The organism is Kitasatospora sp. Root107 (genome assembly GCF_001424875.1).
Classification (GTDB): domain Bacteria; phylum Actinomycetota; class Actinomycetes; order Streptomycetales; family Streptomycetaceae; genus Kitasatospora.
In genome coordinates, this window is sequence record NZ_LMCT01000026.1 from 192,402 (window position 1) to 210,341 (window position 17,940).

General features: G+C 73.6%; 17 protein-coding genes and 1 pseudogene. 12 read left to right on the top strand and 6 right to left on the bottom strand.

Going from position 1 to position 17,940, the window contains the following annotated elements; all coding sequences use genetic code 11:
* A partial coding sequence (locus tag ASC99_RS37590) for an ABATE domain-containing protein (protein ID WP_200948385.1) occupies positions 1–199 on the bottom strand: 199 nt, incomplete at its 3' end.
* An 82-nt stretch (positions 200–281) separates the two neighbouring features.
* Between ASC99_RS37590 and ASC99_RS23140 the strand changes: the two genes are divergently transcribed.
* Complete coding sequence (locus tag ASC99_RS23140) at positions 282–1,166, top strand: alpha/beta fold hydrolase (protein WP_200948386.1); 885 nt, start codon at positions 282–284, stop codon at positions 1,164–1,166.
* A gap of 108 nt (positions 1,167–1,274) precedes the next feature.
* Here the strand turns inward: ASC99_RS23140 and ASC99_RS23145 are convergent, their stop codons facing one another.
* On the bottom strand, positions 1,275–2,690 hold the full coding sequence (locus ASC99_RS23145; protein ID WP_057235092.1) for an arylsulfatase: 1,416 nt from the start codon (positions 2,688–2,690) through the stop codon (positions 1,275–1,277).
* Between the two features lie 691 nt (positions 2,691–3,381).
* Between ASC99_RS23145 and ASC99_RS23150 the strand changes: the two genes are divergently transcribed.
* From ASC99_RS23150 to ASC99_RS23190, 9 genes are all read left to right on the top strand, one after another.
* On the top strand, positions 3,382–4,476 hold the full coding sequence (locus tag ASC99_RS23150; RefSeq protein WP_082598554.1) for a cytochrome P450: 1,095 nt from the start codon (positions 3,382–3,384) through the stop codon (positions 4,474–4,476).
* Positions 4,477–4,528: 52 nt separating this feature from the next.
* A complete protein-coding gene (locus ASC99_RS23155) occupies positions 4,529–5,656 on the top strand; it encodes an acyl-CoA dehydrogenase family protein (RefSeq protein WP_057235096.1) in 1,128 nt (375 codons plus the stop codon).
* A gap of 5 nt (positions 5,657–5,661) precedes the next feature.
* Positions 5,662–6,858, top strand: a complete 1,197-nt coding sequence (locus ASC99_RS23160; protein ID WP_235502574.1) for a GNAT family N-acetyltransferase — start codon at positions 5,662–5,664, stop codon at positions 6,856–6,858.
* Positions 6,845–7,330, top strand: coding sequence for a type II toxin-antitoxin system RatA family toxin (locus ASC99_RS23165; RefSeq protein WP_057235098.1), 486 nt, complete (start codon positions 6,845–6,847; stop codon positions 7,328–7,330). The genes ASC99_RS23160 and ASC99_RS23165 overlap by 14 nt, the downstream gene beginning before the upstream one ends.
* Before the next feature lie 201 nt (positions 7,331–7,531).
* Complete coding sequence (locus tag ASC99_RS23170; RefSeq protein WP_235583099.1) at positions 7,532–8,530, top strand: aspartate aminotransferase family protein; 999 nt, start codon at positions 7,532–7,534, stop codon at positions 8,528–8,530.
* 41 nt (positions 8,531–8,571) lie between these two features.
* On the top strand, positions 8,572–8,826 hold the full coding sequence (locus tag ASC99_RS23175; protein ID WP_057235100.1) for an acyl carrier protein: 255 nt from the start codon (positions 8,572–8,574) through the stop codon (positions 8,824–8,826).
* On the top strand, positions 8,823–10,073 hold the full coding sequence (locus ASC99_RS23180; RefSeq protein ID WP_057235193.1) for a beta-ketoacyl synthase: 1,251 nt from the start codon (positions 8,823–8,825) through the stop codon (positions 10,071–10,073). The genes ASC99_RS23175 and ASC99_RS23180 overlap by 4 nt, the downstream gene beginning before the upstream one ends.
* Positions 10,074–10,126: 53 nt before the next feature.
* Entirely contained in the window at positions 10,127–11,185 is a 1,059-nt protein-coding gene (locus tag ASC99_RS23185) for an SDR family oxidoreductase (protein WP_057235102.1), read from the top strand.
* A gap of 9 nt (positions 11,186–11,194) precedes the next feature.
* Positions 11,195–12,643, top strand: a complete 1,449-nt coding sequence (locus ASC99_RS23190) for an MFS transporter (RefSeq protein WP_157531692.1) — start codon at positions 11,195–11,197, stop codon at positions 12,641–12,643.
* A 7-nt stretch (positions 12,644–12,650) separates the two neighbouring features.
* On the opposite strand, the gene ASC99_RS23195 is transcribed toward ASC99_RS23190, so the two are convergent.
* Positions 12,651–13,316, bottom strand: coding sequence for an SDR family oxidoreductase (locus ASC99_RS23195; protein WP_057235104.1), 666 nt, complete (start codon positions 13,314–13,316; stop codon positions 12,651–12,653).
* Positions 13,317–13,423: 107 nt separating this feature from the next.
* On the bottom strand, positions 13,424–13,990 hold the full coding sequence (locus tag ASC99_RS23200) for a DJ-1/PfpI family protein (RefSeq protein WP_057235105.1): 567 nt from the start codon (positions 13,988–13,990) through the stop codon (positions 13,424–13,426).
* Positions 13,991–14,175: 185 nt separating this feature from the next.
* Here ASC99_RS23200 and ASC99_RS23205 point away from each other — a divergent pair, with 185 nt between their 5' ends.
* Complete coding sequence (locus ASC99_RS23205) at positions 14,176–14,967, top strand: tyrosine-protein phosphatase (protein WP_057235107.1); 792 nt, start codon at positions 14,176–14,178, stop codon at positions 14,965–14,967.
* A 7-nt stretch (positions 14,968–14,974) separates the two neighbouring features.
* Here ASC99_RS23205 and ASC99_RS23210 read toward each other — a convergent pair whose 3' ends face one another.
* Positions 14,975–15,769 carry a VIT1/CCC1 transporter family protein gene (locus tag ASC99_RS23210; RefSeq protein WP_057235109.1) on the bottom strand — a complete coding sequence of 265 codons (795 nt, stop codon included), beginning with the start codon at positions 15,767–15,769 and terminating at the stop codon, positions 14,975–14,977.
* A 112-nt stretch (positions 15,770–15,881) separates the two neighbouring features.
* Here ASC99_RS23210 and ASC99_RS40965 point away from each other — a divergent pair.
* Positions 15,882–16,181, top strand: a pseudogene (locus tag ASC99_RS40965) (helix-turn-helix domain-containing protein); the annotation flags it as partial.
* Between the two features lie 929 nt (positions 16,182–17,110).
* On the opposite strand, the gene ASC99_RS37595 reads toward ASC99_RS40965, so the two are convergent.
* Positions 17,111–17,896, bottom strand: a complete 786-nt coding sequence (locus ASC99_RS37595; protein WP_057240990.1) for a trypsin-like serine protease — start codon at positions 17,894–17,896, stop codon at positions 17,111–17,113.
* Positions 17,897–17,940: the final 44 nt, after the last annotated feature.

Here is a 17,940-nt window from a genome sequence, read left to right on the forward strand (position 1 = left end):
CCGCCGCCAGCGCCCGCACCCCCCGGGCGGCCGCCAGCTCGGCGGCCCCTGCCTCGGCCGGGTCGTCCACCAGACCGCGCCCGGCCTGCAGTCGCAGCCAGGCCCGCAGCCCGGTCACCTCGGCCAGCAGGTCACCGTCGGCGGGGCGGGTGTTGAGCAGGTCCAGAGCCAGTGGCTCGCCGGTCAGCGCCTCATCCATGACCTAATGCTACGACAATCCCTTGACACGTTAGCCAGTCTCGGCAAAACTAATGCCACAGCAACCACAGGAGGCATTAGCCATGATCGCCCGTATCCGCCACCGCCACCTCACCGTCGACGGCCTGCGGATCTTCTACCGCGAGAGCCTCCCGACCGATCCGGACGCACCCGTGATGCTCCTGCTGCACGGCTTCCCGTCCGCCTCGCACCAGTACCGCCGCCTGATCGACGCCCTCGGCTCGCAGTACCGGCTGATCGCGCCGGACTACCCGGGCTTCGGCCACAGCGACGTCCCGGAGTCCAGCACCACCGGCGGCCCGTTCTCCTACACCTTCGACCGACTCGCCGACATCACCGAGAAGTTCACCGAGCAGCTCGGCCTGGACCGGTTCGTCCTGTACGCCTTCGACTTCGGCGCCCCGGTCGGCTTCCGGCTCGCCGCCCGCCACCCCGACCGGATCGCCGGACTGGTGGTCCAGAACGGCAACGCCTACACCGACGGACTCTCCCCGATGGCCCGCGACTTCATCGCCCTGCGCCCCGAGACCCCCGGCGCCGAGGCCACCGTCCGCGAGCTGCTCACCCTCCCCGCCACCCGGGGCCAGTACGAGGGCGGCACCACCGACCCCGAGCTGATCGCCCCCGAGGGCTGGACGCTCGACCAGCACTTCCTCGACCAGCCCGGCCGCACCCAGCCCCAGTTGGACCTGGCCTTCGACTACCACAGCAACGTCGGCAAGTACCCGGTCTGGCAGCAGTGGCTGCGCACCCACACCCCGCCGGCCCTCGTCCTCTGGGGCGCCAACGACGCCTTCTTCCCCGCCCCGGGCGCCCACGCCTACCTCCGCGACCTGCCCGCCGCCGAGCTGCACCTCTTCGACACCGGCCACTTCGCCCTGGAGGACCACCTCCCGGAGATCGCCCCGCTGATCGCCGACTTCCTGGACCGGACCTGGACGCCGTGACCCGGCCGACAGTGCCAACTCACCTGCCACGCAGCACATATGGTCCCGGTCCCGCTCCGGGGGCGCCCGGCTCGGCGGGTTGATCGTCTTCCTGATCCCGTGCGCTGCTCAGCAGTTGAGCACCGTGACCGGCTCCCGGCCCGTGACCAGCCGCCCGTCCCGGACGTAGCCCTCCTCCCGGCCCGTCAGCTCCTCGACCAACAGCCCCCGCAGCTCGGCCAGTTGAGCCAACCCGTCCCCCGCCAGGTCCCGCAGCTCCCCGGGATCGGCGGCCAGGTCGAAGAGCTGCTCCACGCCCTCCCCCGACAGCCAGGCGTACTTCCACCGCCCGGTCACGATCCACTGCAGGGACTGCCCCAACAGGGCATGCTCGCCGTGCAGGTACTCCCGCACCGGGCCCGCCCCCTCGCCTCGCGCCCAGGGCAGCAGGCTGCGCCCCTCCACGCCGCCGGGCACCTCGACTCCCGCGCACTCCAGCAGAGTCGGCATCACGTCCCGCAGCTCCACCACCTCCTCGCAGACCACTCCCCCGCCGACTCCAGGCCCGGCCAGCAGCAGCGGCACCCGGGCCGAGCCCTCGTACGGGTAGCCCTTGCGGAACAGTCCGTGCTCCCCGAGCATCTCGCCGTGGTCCGAGGTGAACGCGACCACCGTGTCCCCGCCCAGTCCGAACTCGGCCAGTGCCTGCAGGAAGCGGTTGATCTGCTGGTCGACATGGCTGATCGCGCCGTAGTAGCCGTTCCTGGCCCGGTCCAGCACGTCCTGCGGGTAGGTCGCCACGTTGGCGTCCGCCCGGCCGTCCCGCCGCCAGGGCTCGTACACCCCGGCCCAGTCGCCCACCCCGGGCCGGTGCGGCCCCGCGCCCGCGTACTGCTCGTACGCCCAGCGCGGCGGGTCGTACGGCGGATGCGGGCGGTGGAACGACAGGTACAGGAAGAACGGCACCGTGGGGTCCCGCCGGTGCAGCCACCGAATGCCCTGCTCGGCCACCCAGTTGGTCGGGTGCAGCTCCTCGGGACGGTCCCACGGGCGGGCCACCACCGAGTTGCAGTCGATCCCGTGCGCGTCGTGCCCACCCGCACCGCGCTCCCTCGCCCACGGCCCGTAGTCGTCGTACTCGGCCGGCTCCCGCCGCCGGTCGTACGACCAGTGCAGGTAGCCGTCGTGCAGCAGGACGTCGTCGAAGCCCAGCCGGGCCCGCTCCGGCCAGACGTGCATCTTGCCGACCGCCTGGGTGTGGTAGCCCGCCGCCCGGAACGTCCCCGGCAGAGTCACCGGGTACTGCCACTCCACACCGTCCTGGTAGCCGACCCGGCCGTGCGAGCGCTGACCCAGCCCGGTCAGCAACGCGGCCCGCGCGGGCACACAGGTCGGCGTCGCCGAGTACGCCCGGCTGAACCGGGCGCCCCGCTCGGCCAGTTGGTCCAGATACGGAGTCCGCACCACCGGGTGACCGGCCGCCGACAGGGCGTCCCCCCGCCACTGGTCGGCACAGATCAGCACCACGTTCCTGACCTCGGGCATCGCCGCTCCCTCCGGTGTTTCGCGTGATCATAGACCCGCCGCAGCGGGACCGACCGGGCCGGTGTCGTCCCCGCCGAGCCGGGTAGGCGTACACCGAGCAAGGAGGTCGACACCATGCCCAGCCAGCGCAGCACCCAGGGGCCGGTGGGAATGACCATCCCGGTGCCCCCGAACCCCGATACCCGTCCCCCCGTCCCCGACCCCCTGCCGGACCCGGCGCCGCCACCCTTCCCCGACCCCAACCCCAGCCCCAACCCGCAGCCGTACCCGACACCGGTCCCGGAGCCACCCATCGGTCACCTCGCCTGACCCGGCCCTGCCCGGCCGAGGGAGCGCATGAGGCCGCGCTACCCCGGGGTGCAACCGCGCCCGCGCTCCGCCATCGGCGCCCCGGCCGAATCGCCGTCGGCCCGGCGCCACCGGACGCACTGAAACGTGCTCGAACTACTGACCATAATTCATCTGCTTTCCACAGCAATGAACTCCGGGAATTTCCGCTACGCTGCGCCAGTCATTACGGGCGAGCAAGGCCGGACCGGTGGATGCAGAGTCGACGCTCTTCTCAATTTTCACTCCCGCAGGCCGGGAAAATCCCTACCCCGCGCTGGCCGAGCTCAGGCGCACCGCCCCGCTGTATTACAGTGCGACGATCGGCTCACATTTCCTGACCAGATTCGCCGACTGCCAATCCGTGCTGGCCAATCCCGACTTCCTGGTCCCTGATCTGGAATGGTGCGCGCGCGAGGTCCCGGATTGGCCGGACCACCCCGCTGCGGAGTTCTTCTACACCTCGATGCTCGCGAGCAACGGGGCCGCCCACGACCGGCTCCGACGCTTGGTGGTCCGAGATTTCAGTGCCCGCCGGATCGCCGCGCTGGGCGGAGCGGTGGAGAAGATCACCGCCGAGCTGCTGGACTCCTTCGCCGACGCGACCTCCTCGGGAGGCGACGCCGACTTCCAGGAGCTGGTGGCATCGCCGCTCCCCGTCGCGGTGGTCGGCGAGCTGATCGGAGTGCCCCGCGCGGACCAGGGCCGGTTCCGCCGGCTCGGCGAGGACGCCGGACGGCTGCTGGAGCCGGTCCGCACCCCGGCCGACTGGGCCCGCGCCGACCGTGCGGTCACCGCCCTGCGGGCGTACTTCACCGCCCTGCTGCGCGAACGCCGCGCCCGTCCCGCCGACGACCTGGCCTCCACCCTGGTCGCGCTGTACGGCACCGAGGAAACGGCCGAAGACACCTCAGGAGACCCTGACCTGACGGAGCGCGAACTCGTCGACACCCTGATCCTGGTCTTCGTGGCCGGCTTCGAGACCACCACCGGAATGCTCGGCCTGACGGTGTTCGCCCTGCTCACCCACCCCGACCAGTGGGCCCTCCTCCGGCAGCGGCCCGAGCTCGTCCCGGCCGCCCTCGAGGAGTCGCTGCGCTGGGACACCCCGGTACCGATGACCGAACGGATCGCCGCCCGGCCGGTGGAGGTCGGCGGCGTCCTGCTTCCCGCCGGGGCGAGCGTGATCACCGTCCTGGCGGCGGCCAACCGCGACCCCGCCTGGCACCCCGACCCGGACATCTTCACCGTACGGCGTCCGGGGATCCGGGTGCTCAGCTTCAGCGCGGGAGCGCACTACTGCCTCGGCGCGGCACTGGCCCGCCTGGAGGGTGCCGCCCTGCTGCACCAACTACTGGACCGTTTCCCGGGGTTGACCCTGTCGGGGCGGCCACCCGCCCGGCGCAGCGGCGCCGGCCTGCGTGCCTTCGAGCACCTCCCGCTGGCCCGCGCGAGGTAGCGCGGGTCCGGCGCCGGGCCCTACCCACCACTCCGCCCCGAAGGGATCACCCGTGAACTTCCTGCACCGCGAACGCGCCACTCTGGAGACCTTCATGCCCGGGCTGGACGCAGCCCTCGCCGCCCAGCCACTGGAGCGGCTGGAGTCCGCGCCCAGCCCGGCGATCCAGGCCTTCCGGGCAGCCGGCGGCCCCGCCCTGCTGGTCCCCACCCGGCACTCCGGCTCGGGCGCGACGCCGCTGCAGGCCGTCCGGGTGCAGCGCGCCATCGGTGCCCGCTGCCCCTCCCTGGCGGTGGCCACCACGATGCACCACTTCTCGGTCGCGGGGCTGGTCCGGGCGGCGGACGGCAGCGGGCCCGAGGGAGCGCTGCTGACCGCGATCGCCCGGGACGGCCTGCTGCTGGCCTCCGGCTTCGCGGAGGGCCGGGCCGGACAGAACATCCTCAAGCCGCACATCACCGCGCAGCGCCGGGGCGAGCGGGTCGTGCTGAACGGCAGCAAGATGCCGTGCAGCCTCTCCCGCTCGATGGACCTGCTGACCGCCTCGGTCACCATGACCGACCAGGACGGTGTCGAGCGGCTGGCCGTCGCGCTGATTCCCGCGCGGTCCCCCGGTATCGAGGTCAGACCGTTCTGGCGGACGCCGATCCTGGCCGGGGCGGAGAGCGACGAGGTGGTGCTCACCGAGGTCGAGGTCGACCTGGAGATGGTGGTCCTGACCGAGGTCACCGCCGACGCCGTGCCCGACGCGCTCAACGTGGCCGGGTTCCTCTGGTTCGAACTGCTGCTGACGGCCGGCTACCTCGGGGTGGCCAGCGCCCTGGTGGAACGCGTGCTGGCCCGGCCCGGCAGCGGGGCCGACGACCCGAGCACGTACCTGGTGGACGTCGAGGCCGCGATGCTCGCGGTGGAGGCGGTGGCCCGCGCGATGGCGGACGAGGAGTGGACCGACGCCCTGCTGGTCGCCGCACTGACCGCCAGGTACTCGGCCCAGGACGCCATCGCCCGCACCACCAGGACCTGTCTGGCCGCGCTCGGCGGGATGGCCTTCGTCAGCTCCTCCGACGGCAGTTACCTGGCCTCGGCCGCCGCCGGACTCACCTTCCACCCCCCGGCCCGCGGCCGGATGGCCGGACCGCTGCGGGACTTCCTCGACGGCCTCCCGCTGCGGATCGGCTGACCGCGGTGACCCGGCCGGACGGTTACCGGGCCGAGGTGGTCCGCAGCATCGAGCTGCTGCCCGCCCCGCTCTGGGAGAAGCTCGCCCCACCGGACGACCCGATGTGGTCGCGCGCCGTCCTGCTCGCCATGGAGCGCGGCCGGATCGGGCCGGACGGCTTCGCGTACCTGGTGCTGCGTCAGGGTGCGGAGGTGATCGCGGTGCTGCCGCTCTGCCTGTTCCGGAATCTGCGACTGGACGACGTGGTCGGCCCGCGCGAGCGCCGACTGCTGGCACCGGTGCGCCGCCTGTTCCCCCGGCTGCTGCGGGTACCGATGCTGTTCTGCGGCCATCTCCTCGGTCAGGGGCACGTCCTGACGCCGGATCGACTCCCGCCCGAGGCGATGCCCCCGCTGGTGGCCGCCGTGCTCGACCTGGCCCGGCGCGAAGGGCTCGGCACCGTGGTGTTCAAGGACTTCGCCCCGGCCGAGCTCGCCGGACTGCGCCCGGCCCTGGCCACGGCCGGCTTCTTCTTCCTGCCGAGCCTGCCGGACACCGAACTCCGGCTCGGCCAGGGCTCGTTCGACGACTATCTGGCCGGGCTCCCGGCCAAGCCCCGGCGCAACGCCCGGAGCAAGATCCGCCGCGCCGCGGCCTGGCCCGGGCTGCGGACCGAGGTGCTCGACGACTTCACCGAGCTGCTCCCCGAGATGCTCGCGCTGTACCGGCAGGTGATGGCCCGGGCCGACCAGACCCTGGACGTGCTGGACGCCTCGTTCCTGGCCGCCGTCCAGGCCGGCGACCCGGCCGGGCGGCAGCTGGTGGCCTGCTTCGAGCACGGGCGGCTGGTCGCCTTCCTGCTCTGCTTCTTCGCGGGGACGGGCGCCACCGGTGCCCGGATCGGCCTGGACTACCGAATCGCCCACGACGCCGGGCTCTACCACGCCGTGCACCACGCGGCGATCCGGCTGGCGATCGACTCCGGCTGCCGGCAGATCCGGTTCGCCCAGACCGCGTACCAGCCCAAGCTGGAGCTCGGCTGCGAGCTGGTCGAGCAGTACTACGCGATGACCCATCTCCGCCCGCTGCCAAGGGCGTTGCTCCGCCGGGTACTGCCTCCGGCACTGACCTCCGCACTCGCCGAAGCGCTCGGCCCGCACGCCGCCGCCTTCACTGCCGACCACGACCACGACCAGAAGGGGTTCTCCCATGCCACGCGTTGAAGTGGAACTGCCCATCGCGGTACCGCCCGACACCGTCTGGGCGGCGGTGGTGGACGTGGAGCGCTACCCGCACTGCATGGCGAGCGTCGACTCGGTGGTGATCACCGAGCAGCCCGACGCCCGGCACCGGACCACCGCCTGGTCGGTCCGGCTACAGGGATCGGTGCTGCGCTGGACCGAGGCCGAGGTGATCGACCCGGCCGCCCGCCGTTTCGACTTCCGCCAACTCACCGGCGACCTCGGCGAGTTCGTCGGCCACTGGGCGGTCGACGCCACCCCGGGCGGCAGTCTGGTGACCCTGCACGCGGACTTCGACATCGGCATCCCGCTGCTCGCCGAGATGCTCAACCCGATCGCGGCGAAGGCCCTGCGGGAGAACGCCGAGGAGATGCTGGCCGCCCTCCGGCAACAGCTCGCGCCGCTCAAGAGCCGGCGCACGGACCAGCCACTCGACCTGACGGCGGCCAAGTGACCACCGCCACCGAGGTGTTCGACCAGCTGCGCCGCCACCTCTCGCCCAAACTCGCGCTGACCGGCAGCTTCGCCGGCCGGGGCGCGGTGGAGGCCGCGGCCGACGGCGTCCGGGTGACCCTCTCCGACGGCCGCTCGGTCCTGGACTTCGGCTCCTACGCGGTCACCCTGCTCGGCCACCGTCCGGCACCAGCTCGACACCATGCCGACCGCGACCCACAGCCTGGCCAACCCGGTGACCGCCCGCGCGGCCGACTGCCTGGCCGGCCACCTGGGCGGCACGCTGCCCAAGGTCTACTTCGGGCTGAACGGCGCCGACGTGGTGGAGGTGGCGGTCAAGCTGGCCCGGCTCGCCACCGGCCGGGACAGGGTGATCGCGGTGCGCGGGGGCTTCCACGGGAAGTCGCTCGGCGCGCTCGCCCTGACGCACAGTCCGCTCTACCGGGTCGGCCTGCAGGGCTGCGCCGTGGATGTCGTGCACATCGACCCGGACGACCCGGAGGCCGTCGCCAGGGAGCTGGCCACCGGCCCGGCGGCCGCCCTGGTCTTCGAGCCCGTCCAGGGCGAGAACGGCGCCGTCCCGTTGCGGACCGACGTCCTGCGGCGCTGGTGCGCGGACGCCGGGCGGCACGGCACCCTGGTGATCGCCGACGAGATCCAGTGCGGCCTGCGCCGCTGCGGGGAGCCCTCGGTCGCGCTGGCCGAGGGCCTGCCGGTGGACGGCGTCCTGCTCGGCAAACCGCTGGGCGGCGGCGTGGTCCCGCTCTCCGCCCTGGTCTGCTCCGAGCGGCTGTACGCCCCGCTGGCCGCCGACCCGTTCCTGCACTCCGCCACCTTCGGCGGCCACCCACTGAGCTGCGCCGCCCTGCCCGCGGCTCTCGGCACGATCGAACAACTCGCCGGACACGGGCGGCTGTTGTCCACCCTCCTGGACACCGGCCTGGACCGGCTCCGGAGCCGCCACCCGGACACCGTCCGCGCCGTACCCGGCCGGGGCCTGCTGCGCGGCCTCGACCTGGTCTCGCCCGCCACCGCCGGCGCGGTGGTGGTCGAACTCGCCGCCCGGGGCCTGCTGGTGTCGCCCTGCCTGGGCCGCCCCACCACCGTCCGGCTGCTGCCGCCCCTGGTCAGCACCGAGGCGGACCTGGCCGAGGCGCTCGACATCCTCGACGCCGCCGTCGCTGCCGCACCGACCCCCTGACCCACCATCGGACCATCGGACCATCGGAAGGAACGACACACATGCCCACCCGCGAGGAACTGGCCCTGACGGTCAGGACGACCATCTCGGACGTACTCGGCACCGGAATCGAGGAGATCCAGGAGCGCACCAGCCTGCTGACCGACCACGGCATCGACAGCCTGGAGCTGATGGAGATCGGCGCCCGGCTGGAACGCGCCCTGACCCTGCGGATCGCGGTCGAGGACCTGACGAGCGCTCAGGACGTCGGCCACGCCATCGACCTGCTGTCGGCCCGGACGGTCGGGTGCCCGTGACCGCCCACCCCTCCGGCGGCCACCGCGTCGCGGTGACCGGCATCGGCCTCAAGTCCCCGGCCGGCAACGACCTGGAGCAGGCGTACGAGAGCGTGCTCAAGGCCCGTTCCACCGCCACCCTGGTCGACCACCTGATCGAACAGGACCTGCCGGTGCACTTCGCCTGCCTGGTACCGCCGTTCGACGTCGACGCGTACGTCACCCGCCGGGTGGCCCGGCAGGTCGACCGGGCCACCGTCCTGCTGCTCTGCGCCGCCGCCGACGCGGTCGACCACGCCGCCCTGACCGACCCGGCCGGCCCGGCACCCGACCGGATCGGCGTCCAGATCGGCACCGGCATCGGCGGTCTGCCCAGCATGGAGGAAGTCACCCTCAGCCACGGGACCCGGCCCCAGGACCTGCCCGTGCACACCGTGCCCCGGACCATGGCCAACTCGGCCGCCTGCCGGCTGGCCCTGCGCTACGGCTTCCAGGGCGCCTGCACCACCTACTCCTCGGCCTGCGCCAGCGGCACCACCGCGATCGGCGAGGCGGCCCGCCGGATCCGGTACGGCGAGCTGGACGCAGCGGTGGCCGGCGGCGTCGACTCCTCGGTCAGCACCGTCGTGGTCGGCGCCTTCGCCCGGATGCGGGCGATGTCCGTGCGCAACGACGAACCCGAGCTGGCCAGCCGCCCGTTCGACACCGACCGGGACGGCTTCGTGATGGCCGAGGGCGCCGCCGTCCTGGTGCTCGAACGCTGGGACCTGGCCGTCGCCCGGGGCGCCGCCATCCACGGCGAGGTGTCCGGGTACGCCGACAACTGCGACGCCTTCCACATCGTCGCCCCGCGCGAGGACGGTGAGGTGGCCGCCCGCTGCATGCGCCGGGCGATCACCGACGCCGGCCTCACCCCGGCCGACATCGGACACGTCAACGCACACGGCACCTCGACGCTGCTCAACGACCGCGCCGAGGCCCACGCGATCGACCGCTGCTTCGACGGCCAGTCGCCACCGGTCACCGCCCTCAAGGGCGTCACCGGCCATCTGATCGGCGGCTCCGGCGCCCTGGAGGCCGCACTCGCCCTGCTCTGCGCGGGCCGCGGTGTGGTCCCGCCGATCGCCAACCTCACCACCAGTCCCGAGGCCGACCTGGTCGACCTCGTGACGGCCGTCCCCCGCACGGTCGGTCCTGCACCGGTGCTCTCCAACTCCTTCGGCTTCGGCGGCCAGAACGCCTGCCTGGTCCTCAGCCCAACCACCTGAACCCCGGCCACCTGACCACTCCAGTCACCTGACACTCCACCAGAAACGACGACATGCGAATCCTTCTGACCGGCGCCACCGGTGTGGTCGGCACCGAGGTCGCCGACCTGCTGCGGACCTCCGGGCACACGCCCGTCCAGGTCGCCCGCCGCCCCACCGCCGACGCCCCGGTCCGCTGGCACCTCGGCGCCGAGCCCCCGCCCGCCGCGCTGACCGGCCACTGGGACGTGATCGTGCACGCGGCGGCCAGCACCCGCTGGACCCTCACCCGCGAGGAGGCCGTCAGCGCCAATCTCGCTCCCCTGCGGGCGGTGCTCGACCTGGCCGACCGGGACACCCACCTGGTCCACGTGTCCACCGCCTACGTCGGCGGCACCCGCAACCCCGAGGATCTCCGGGGTGCCGAGTTCGAGGGCTACCGCAACGGCTACGAGTGGTCCAAGGCCCGCTGCGAGGAGCTGGTCCGAGCCGACCACCCCGGCGCCCTGACGGTCGTTCGGCCGCCCCTGGTGGTGGGCCGCCGGCCGGACGGGCGGATCGCCCGGTTCTCCGGTCCGTACACCATCCTGCAGGCCCTGGTCTCCGGCCTGGCCGCCGTGGTGGTCGGCGACCCGGGCGGCTTCGCCGAGATCAGCCCGGTCGACCAGGTCGCCGCGGTGATCGCCACCGCCGCCCTCGGCGATCCGCCGTCCGCCCCCAGGACCGAGGTGATCGCCGCCGGACCGGCCTGCCTGACTCTGACCGCCCTGCTGGACGTCATCTGCGACACCCTCAACGAGTACCGGGCCCGGCACAGCGTCCCACCGATCGAACGGCCACCGCTGGTCCCGGTCGAGAGCTGGAACCGCTTCTTCCTCCCGCTCGCCGACCAGCACCTCTCGCCGTTCCAGACCCAGGCCGTCAGACTGCTCGCGATGTTCCAGAGCTACACCGCCATGACCGAACCCTTCACCCCCACCCACCAGGTCACCGACCCCGCCGCCGTGATGGCGACCGCCGTCCGCCACTGGGCCGACCGCAAACCCCGGCTCGCCCTCGCCCGCCCCGAACCCTGGACACTGCTGGCCGCTCGGCCTGACCCCCCTCTCCCCGGAGCGCCCCGCGCCCGTTAGCCTCCCTCCGTGCACAAAACAGCGAAGCAGAAGCAGATCCTGGCGGTCTGCCTGGCCGGTGGCTTCACCACCATGCTGGACAACTCTGTCCTCAACATCGCCGTCCCGGCGCTCCGCAGCACACTCCACGCCGACCCCACCCAGATCCAGTGGATCGTCGCGGGCTACTCCCTCGCCTTCGGCCTCGCCCTGATCCCCGGCGGCCGCCTGGGCGACCTGCGCGGCCGCAAGCCGTTCTTCGTCGCCGGGATCGCGCTCTTCGTGGGCGCCGGACTGCTCGCCGCCACCGCCTCCACTCCCTGGCTGCTGGTGGCGGTCCGCCTCCTCCAGGGCGCCGGCGCCGGGCTGGTGAACTCGCAGATGATCGGCACCCTCCAGGACGTCTTCACCGGCCCCGCCCGCACCCGTGCCCTCGGCCTCTACCAGGTGACCTGCGCCGTCGCGATCGCCCTCGGCCCGCCGCTGGGCGGCGCCCTGATCGCGCTGGCCGGGCCCGACTGGGGCTGGCGGCTCGCCTTCCTGATCAGCGCGCCGTCCGGTCTGGCCACCCTTCTCCTGGCGATCCGTCACCTGCCCACACCTACGCCCCGCAGCACCACCGTGCGCACCACGCTGGACCCGCTCGGCCTCCTGCTGACCGCCGCCATCACCGTCACCGTGATGCTCCCGTTCGTCCAGCCCGCCGCCCTCGGCACCAAGATCGCACTGGGCGTCGCCGCGCTGGCCCTCACCGGCCTGCTGGTCGCCTGGCAGCGGCACTACGCGGCGACCGGCCGCCAGCCGCTGATCCACCCGGCGCTGCCCCGCTCGGCGCCGTACACCCTGGGCACGCTCACCGCGATGTGCCAGTTCGGCGCCGCGCTGGCCGCCGGTCTGGTGCTGGTGATGTTCCTCCAGGACGGCCTCGGCCTCTCCCCGCTCGCCGCCTCCGCCGTCACCCTGCCGTCCGCGCTGGCGATGGCGGTGGTCTCGTCCTTCGCCTGGCGGGCGGTGCAGCGGTTCGGCCGGCACGTGGTGCCGCTCGGCCTGGGGCTGGGGATCGGCGCCCTGCTGCTCAGCGGCCTGGCCGCGCTGTACGCCCCGTCCGGCTGGGTCCCGGCGCTGCTCGCCCTCGGCCAGCTCTGCACCGGCGCCGCCGCCGGTCTGTCCATCTCCCCCAACCAGGCCCAGGTGCTCCGCTACGCCCCGGCCGAGGCCGCCGGGGTCGCGGGCGGCATCCTGCAGATGTCCCAGCGGATAGCCGCCGCCGTCGGCATCTCCGCGATCTCGGGCATCTACCTGAACAGCTCGGCCGCCACCCCGAACACCGCCTTCTTCCACGCCACCCTCGCCTGCCTGGCGGTGGCGACGCTCTCCCTGGTCCTCGCCCTGCTGGCCAACCGGAGCACCCAGCGCTCGGAGCACGAAGCCTCGACCGTGACCGACCGTCAGGTCAGCGAGGCCCGCGGAGGCTCCTGAGCCACCGTCAGCCCACCGCCAGCGCCACCCGTACCGCCTCGGCCACCGGCTCCGCACCGGCGGTCAGCTCCAGCGTCCGGCCGACCGCCGCCGGGGTGTCCAGCAGCTCCCGGAGCACCAGGGCGACATCGTCCCGCGGCACCGGGGCGAACGGCAGCGACGGCACGGCCAGCCGGACGAAGCCACTACCCGGCTCGTCCATCAGCGGTCCAGGACGCAGGATCGTCCAACCGATCTCGCGGGCCCGCAGGTCGGCCTCCGCCGCCCCCTTGGCTCGCAGGTAGTCGGTGAACTCCTGGTCCATTCCCGCCGCGCCGGCGCGCTCGATGCCCATCGTGCTGATCATCAGATACCTGGGCACCCCGGCCAGTTCGGCCGCGTCGGCGAACATTACGGCCGCGCCCCGGTCGACCGAGTCCTTGCGGGTGCTGCCGCTTCCCGGGCCGGCACCGGCCGCGAAGACCACCGCGTCCACGCCGCTGAGGCCGCCCGCCAGGTCCTCCAGGGAGACCGTCTCCAGATCGCACACCACTCCCCGGGCGCCCACCCGGGCCAGGTCGTCGAGCTGCCCGGCCGACCGGACCAGCCCCTCCACCGAATCACCGCGCTCGGCGAGCAGCTGCTCCAGCCGAAGCGCGATCCTGCCATGCCCACCAGCGATCACCACATGCATGCCCCCGACGCTAACGCCGCCGTACAGCCGCCGCACCACGGGACACGGCCGACACGCCGGTGGGCGGCCGCGCCCGCGCGCCACCGCCCACCGCGCCGTCCGGCCCGTCAGTTGGCCGGAGCCTTCTTCCGCAGGATCTCCACGAACGCCCGCATCCAGCCCGGGTGGTCCGGCCAGGCCCGGGCCGAGACCAGCACGCCGTCGACCACCGCGTCACCGTCCTCGTACGTGGCTCCGCCCGCCACCACGTCCAGCTCGAGCGCGGGGTAGGCGGCCGTCCGACGACCCGTCAGCGCGCCGCCCGGCAGGCTGAGCAGCGGGCCGTGGCAGATCTGCGCGACCGGCTTGTCCAGCTCGAAGAAGTGCGCCACGATCCGCCGCGCCTCCGGGTCGTTGCGCAGGTACTCGGGCGCCCGGCCGCCGGGGATCACCAGCGCCACGTACTCGGCCGGGTCGACGTCGGCGAAGGCCACGTCGGCGGGCCAGCAGTAGCCGGCCTTCTCGGTGTACGTGTCGAAGCCCGGCACGAAGTCGTGCACCACGAACTGCAGGGTCTTCTTCGTCGGGGCCGCCAGCACCACCTCGTACCCCTCCTCCAGCAGCCGCTGGTAGGGGTAGAGCACCTCCAGCGACTCCGCCGCGTCCCCCGTGACGATCAGTACCTTCGCCGCCATCCCGAACCCCTCTCAACCGCCGACTGCCTACGCCGCCCACCCTGCCGCCCGCGCTCGACGCACCGCCAGGAACGCCGTCGATCACGCCCCACCAATGCCCCAGTGCGCCCCCGCGCGCCCCGCACGCCCACCGCCTAATGTCGACAGCAAACCCAGCCGACCGACCGCCCGGAGGAGCGCCCGCCATGCCGTACTCGCTGCCCGTCGAGGCCACCACCGTCGCCAACCTCCGCGATCTGGGCGGCGTCCCGCTGCCCGGCGGACGGACCGTCAGGTCCGGGCTGGCATTCCGCTCCGGACAGCTCGACCGGCTCGCCCCCGCCACCGACCCGGCGTTCGCCGCGCTCGGCGTCCGCACCGTGGTCGACCTGCGCACCGCGGCCGAACGCAGCGCCCGGCCCGACCGGCTCCCTCCCGCCACCGACCTGATCGTGGCGGACGTGCTCGCCGACGCGATGAGCGCCGGGGCCGCCTCCAAGCTCGGCACCGTGATGACCGATCCGGCCGCCGCCAACCTGATGCTCGGCGACGGCCGCGCCGAGCAGGCGCTGATCTCCGACTACCGGGCCTTCGTCGCCAGCGCCTCCGGCCGGGCGGCGTACCGCCTGCTGCTCACCGAACTCGCCCACACCACCGACCCGTTGCTCTTCCACTGCACCGCCGGCAAGGACCGCACCGGCTGGGGCGCGGCCCTCCTGCTGCTCCTGCTCGGCGCCGACCCGGCCACCGTCCAGGACGAGTACCTGGCCGTGAACCCGGCCGTCCGGGCCGCCTTCGCACCGGTGGTCACCGCCTTCACCGACGCGGGCGGCGACCCCGCGATCACCGAGGCACTGCTCACCGTCCGGCCCGGCTACCTCGCGGCCGCACTGGAGACCCTCGCCGACGGGTGGGGCGACCCCGAGAAGTACGCCCGGACCGCACTCGGCCTCGACGACGCGACGCTGACCACCCTGCGCGAGCGGTTCACCACCTGACCAGCCGTCAGAGCACCGAGCTCCCCGCCACCGCCCCCAGCCCGTAGGTGACCGCCGAGGCCACCGCGACGATCAGCAGCTGACGCCCCGCCAGCCGCAGCACGCCCCGCCCGGAGCCGTACCCGAGCGCCCCGCCGACCGCCAGTGACGCGACCGCCGTGAGCACCACCGAGCCGACCACCGCCGCGTGCCCGTCGGCGAAGAACCAGGGCAGCAGCGGCAGCAGCGCCCCGAGCGCGAACAGCAGCAGCGAGGAGACCGCCGCCACCACCGGCGACCCGACGTCGTGCGCACTCACTCCGAACAGGATCCGGGTGCTGGTCGCCGAGGCCTCCCGCCCGGAGGTCACCACACCCCGGCTGGCCCGGACGGCGGTCTCCCGGTCCAGGCCGCGTTCGCGCAGACTCTTCGTCAGCTGCGCCAGCACCACCGGCGGCGACAACTCCCAGGCCTGGTGCAGCGATCGCTCCATGCCTTCCGCGACCTCCGCCTGGCTGCGCACCGAGACCCACTCCCCGGCCGCCATCGAGAGCGCGCCCGCGACCAGGCTGGCCAGCCCGGAGAGGCGGACCGTACCGGCCTCCACCGAGGCGCCCGCGACCCCGAGGATCAGGCAGAGGTTGGTCACCAGGCCGTCGTTGACGCCGAGCACGGCGGCTCGGATGCCGCCGCCCGCGACCCGCTCGGCGGTGGTCCGCAGGGCCGTGAGTTCCGCCTCGGCGGCCGCGTCCTGCTCGGCCGACCGGTGCTCGGGCTGCCAGTGCGGGGCCAGCACCGCCCAGTCCGGGCCTGGTACGCCCATCCCTGCACACCGTCCTCTCCCGTCCCTGGCAGCGTACGGCGTACGGGCCCTGACGGACCGTCGGCCCAGCCGTGTCGGTTTGACGTTCTCGGCATCCCGGGGATACCTGTCCATGACAAATCCTTGCGAGGCTCCGACCAGTCCGTCCACCCGCTGGACACCCCTTCCCTCGGTGTGGACACCCCCCACCGGAGGTCCCGTGTCCCTCGATCTACAGCCGACCGCCACGGCCCGCTCCGACTTCGGCGCCCGGTTACGCCACTGGCGCCTGCTCCGCGGGCTCAGCCAGGCCGAGCTCGGCCGACTGCTCGGCTACGACGACTCGCACATCAGCCGGGTGGAGAACACCCGGCGCTGGCCACCGGCCGGAATGGCCGAGCGGCTCGATGAACTCCTGGAGACCGCAGGCGAGTTGACCGCACTCTGGCCACAGGTGGAGCGCGAGCGCCGCCGACTGGCCCAGTACGGCCGGCCGGTCACCGCCGCCCCGGGCCCGGACGCCCTGGAGCAGCTGCTGACCGCCTACCGCACCGCCGCTCACGCAGTCGGCGGCCACGCCCTGGTGGACGTCCTGGAGCAGCACACCCGGCTGGCGGCCCGTCAGCAGCGCACCGCCCCCTCGGCCGAACGGGCCCGGCTCGGCTCGCTCGCCGCCCGCTACGCCGAACTCGCGGGCTGGGCCCGGTTCGACCGCCTGGAGTACGGCCGCGCCCTCGCCTGGTACGACTGCGGCCGGGAGTGGGCCGCCGCCGCGGGCGACCCGGCGGGGATGGCGCTGCTGCTGGCCCGGCAGAGCGCGGTGCACTGGGCCTGCGGGCACTCCGCCGCCGCAGTCGGCTCCGCCGAGGCCTCGTTCGAGCAGGCGGTCCGGGCCGGCGGGCCCGCCGCCCAGGCCCGTGCACTGCTGGCCAGGGCTCGGGGCCACGCGCTGGCCGCCGACCACCGGGAGGCCGAGCGGGCCCTGGCGGAGGCCGCCCGGCTGACCGAGGCCGAGCCGACCGCCGAGGCCAGGACCCGCCTGCTGCTGGTGCACGGCACCTGCCACCGCGACCTGGCCGTCCGGACCGGCCGGCGCGCCCACGCCCGGCTGGCCACCACCGGCCTGGACGAGGCGCTGACCCGGCTACCGCTCGAACAGCAGCACTACCGCGCCCTGGTGACGGCCCGGCTGGCCGGTGCGCACGTCTGGGCCGGACGCGAGCAGCTCCTGCAGGCCGAGCACGTCGCCCTCGCGGAGGGCGTCGAAGAACCGGGTCGCCAGCGTCCGAACACTGGCTGTCCCGGCACAACAGGTGACGGCCCCTCCGCCTCGATCGCGGAGGGGCCGTACCGACCACCGGGTCAGAGCGTCGCGGCCGCCGCCGTGATCGCTGCGGCGTACGTGCTCACCTGGGTGTACACCCCGGGCAGGCCGGGCCGCGCGCAGCCCTCGCCCCAGCTGGTGATGCCGACCTGGATCCAGTTGTTCGCGGAGTCCCGGCGGAACATCGGGCCACCCGAGTCGCCCTGGCAGGTGTCCACCCCGCCGTTGGCCAGGTTGCCCGCGCAGAGCGAGGCACCGGTGACCAGACCGGGGTAGGCCGAGGCACAGCTCGCGTCGCTGACGAACGGGACCGCCGCCTTCAGCAGGTACCGCTGCTGGCCGCCGCCCTCGGTGGCGGCGCCCCAGCCAGCGATCGTGAAGGTGCCGCTGTCGTAGGCGGTGCTGCCCGCGATCGGCAGCGTGGTCACGGCGGTGCTGGTGACCGGCGAGGCGAGCTTGATCAGGGCCCAGTCCTTGCCGTTCTCGGCGCCGGTGAAACCGGGCGCCCGGTAGACCTTGCTGGACCTGATCTTGATCGCGCTGCCGCTGTTCAGGTCCACCACGCCCATGGTCGCGGTGATGCTGGTGGTGTTCCCGCTGGCGCCGACACAGTGCGCGGCGGTCAGCACGATCTGCTTGGTGAGCAGCGCGCCTCCGCAGCCCATCGAGAGCCGGACCATGAACGGGAACTCGCCCTGCGCGGCCCGGGTGCCACCGACCACGCTCGGGGTGACCTCCCCCGCCTGGGCGGGCAGCACCATGGTGCCGGTCGCGAGCAGGGCACCCGCCGCGAGCGTGGTCCACCGGGTAAGTTGACGCTTCATCAGGTTCCTCCGAAGTGGGGGTCGGGAGGCCCCCAGCTTCGTTG

Excerpts from the sequence above, each read along its gene's own strand:
- ASC99_RS37595 (WP_057240990.1), bottom strand. The coding sequence starts at position 17,896 with ATGAAGCGTCAACTTACCCGGTGGACCACGCTCGCGGCGGGTGCCCTG.
- ASC99_RS23200 (WP_057235105.1), bottom strand. The coding sequence starts at position 13,990 with ATGGCGGCGAAGGTACTGATCGTCACGGGGGACGCGGCGGAGTCGCTG.
- ASC99_RS23165 (WP_057235098.1), top strand. The coding sequence starts at position 6,845 with ATGCCACGCGTTGAAGTGGAACTGCCCATCGCGGTACCGCCCGACACC.
- ASC99_RS23195 (WP_057235104.1), bottom strand. The coding sequence starts at position 13,316 with ATGCATGTGGTGATCGCTGGTGGGCATGGCAGGATCGCGCTTCGGCTG.
- ASC99_RS23205 (WP_057235107.1), top strand. The coding sequence starts at position 14,176 with ATGCCGTACTCGCTGCCCGTCGAGGCCACCACCGTCGCCAACCTCCGC.
- ASC99_RS23210 (WP_057235109.1), bottom strand. The coding sequence starts at position 15,769 with ATGGGCGTACCAGGCCCGGACTGGGCGGTGCTGGCCCCGCACTGGCAG.
- ASC99_RS23175 (WP_057235100.1), top strand. The coding sequence starts at position 8,572 with ATGCCCACCCGCGAGGAACTGGCCCTGACGGTCAGGACGACCATCTCG.
- ASC99_RS23185 (WP_057235102.1), top strand. The coding sequence starts at position 10,127 with ATGCGAATCCTTCTGACCGGCGCCACCGGTGTGGTCGGCACCGAGGTC.
- ASC99_RS23140 (WP_200948386.1), top strand. The coding sequence starts at position 282 with ATGATCGCCCGTATCCGCCACCGCCACCTCACCGTCGACGGCCTGCGG.
- ASC99_RS23145 (WP_057235092.1), bottom strand. The coding sequence starts at position 2,690 with ATGCCCGAGGTCAGGAACGTGGTGCTGATCTGTGCCGACCAGTGGCGG.
- ASC99_RS23170 (WP_235583099.1), top strand. The coding sequence starts at position 7,532 with ATGCCGACCGCGACCCACAGCCTGGCCAACCCGGTGACCGCCCGCGCG.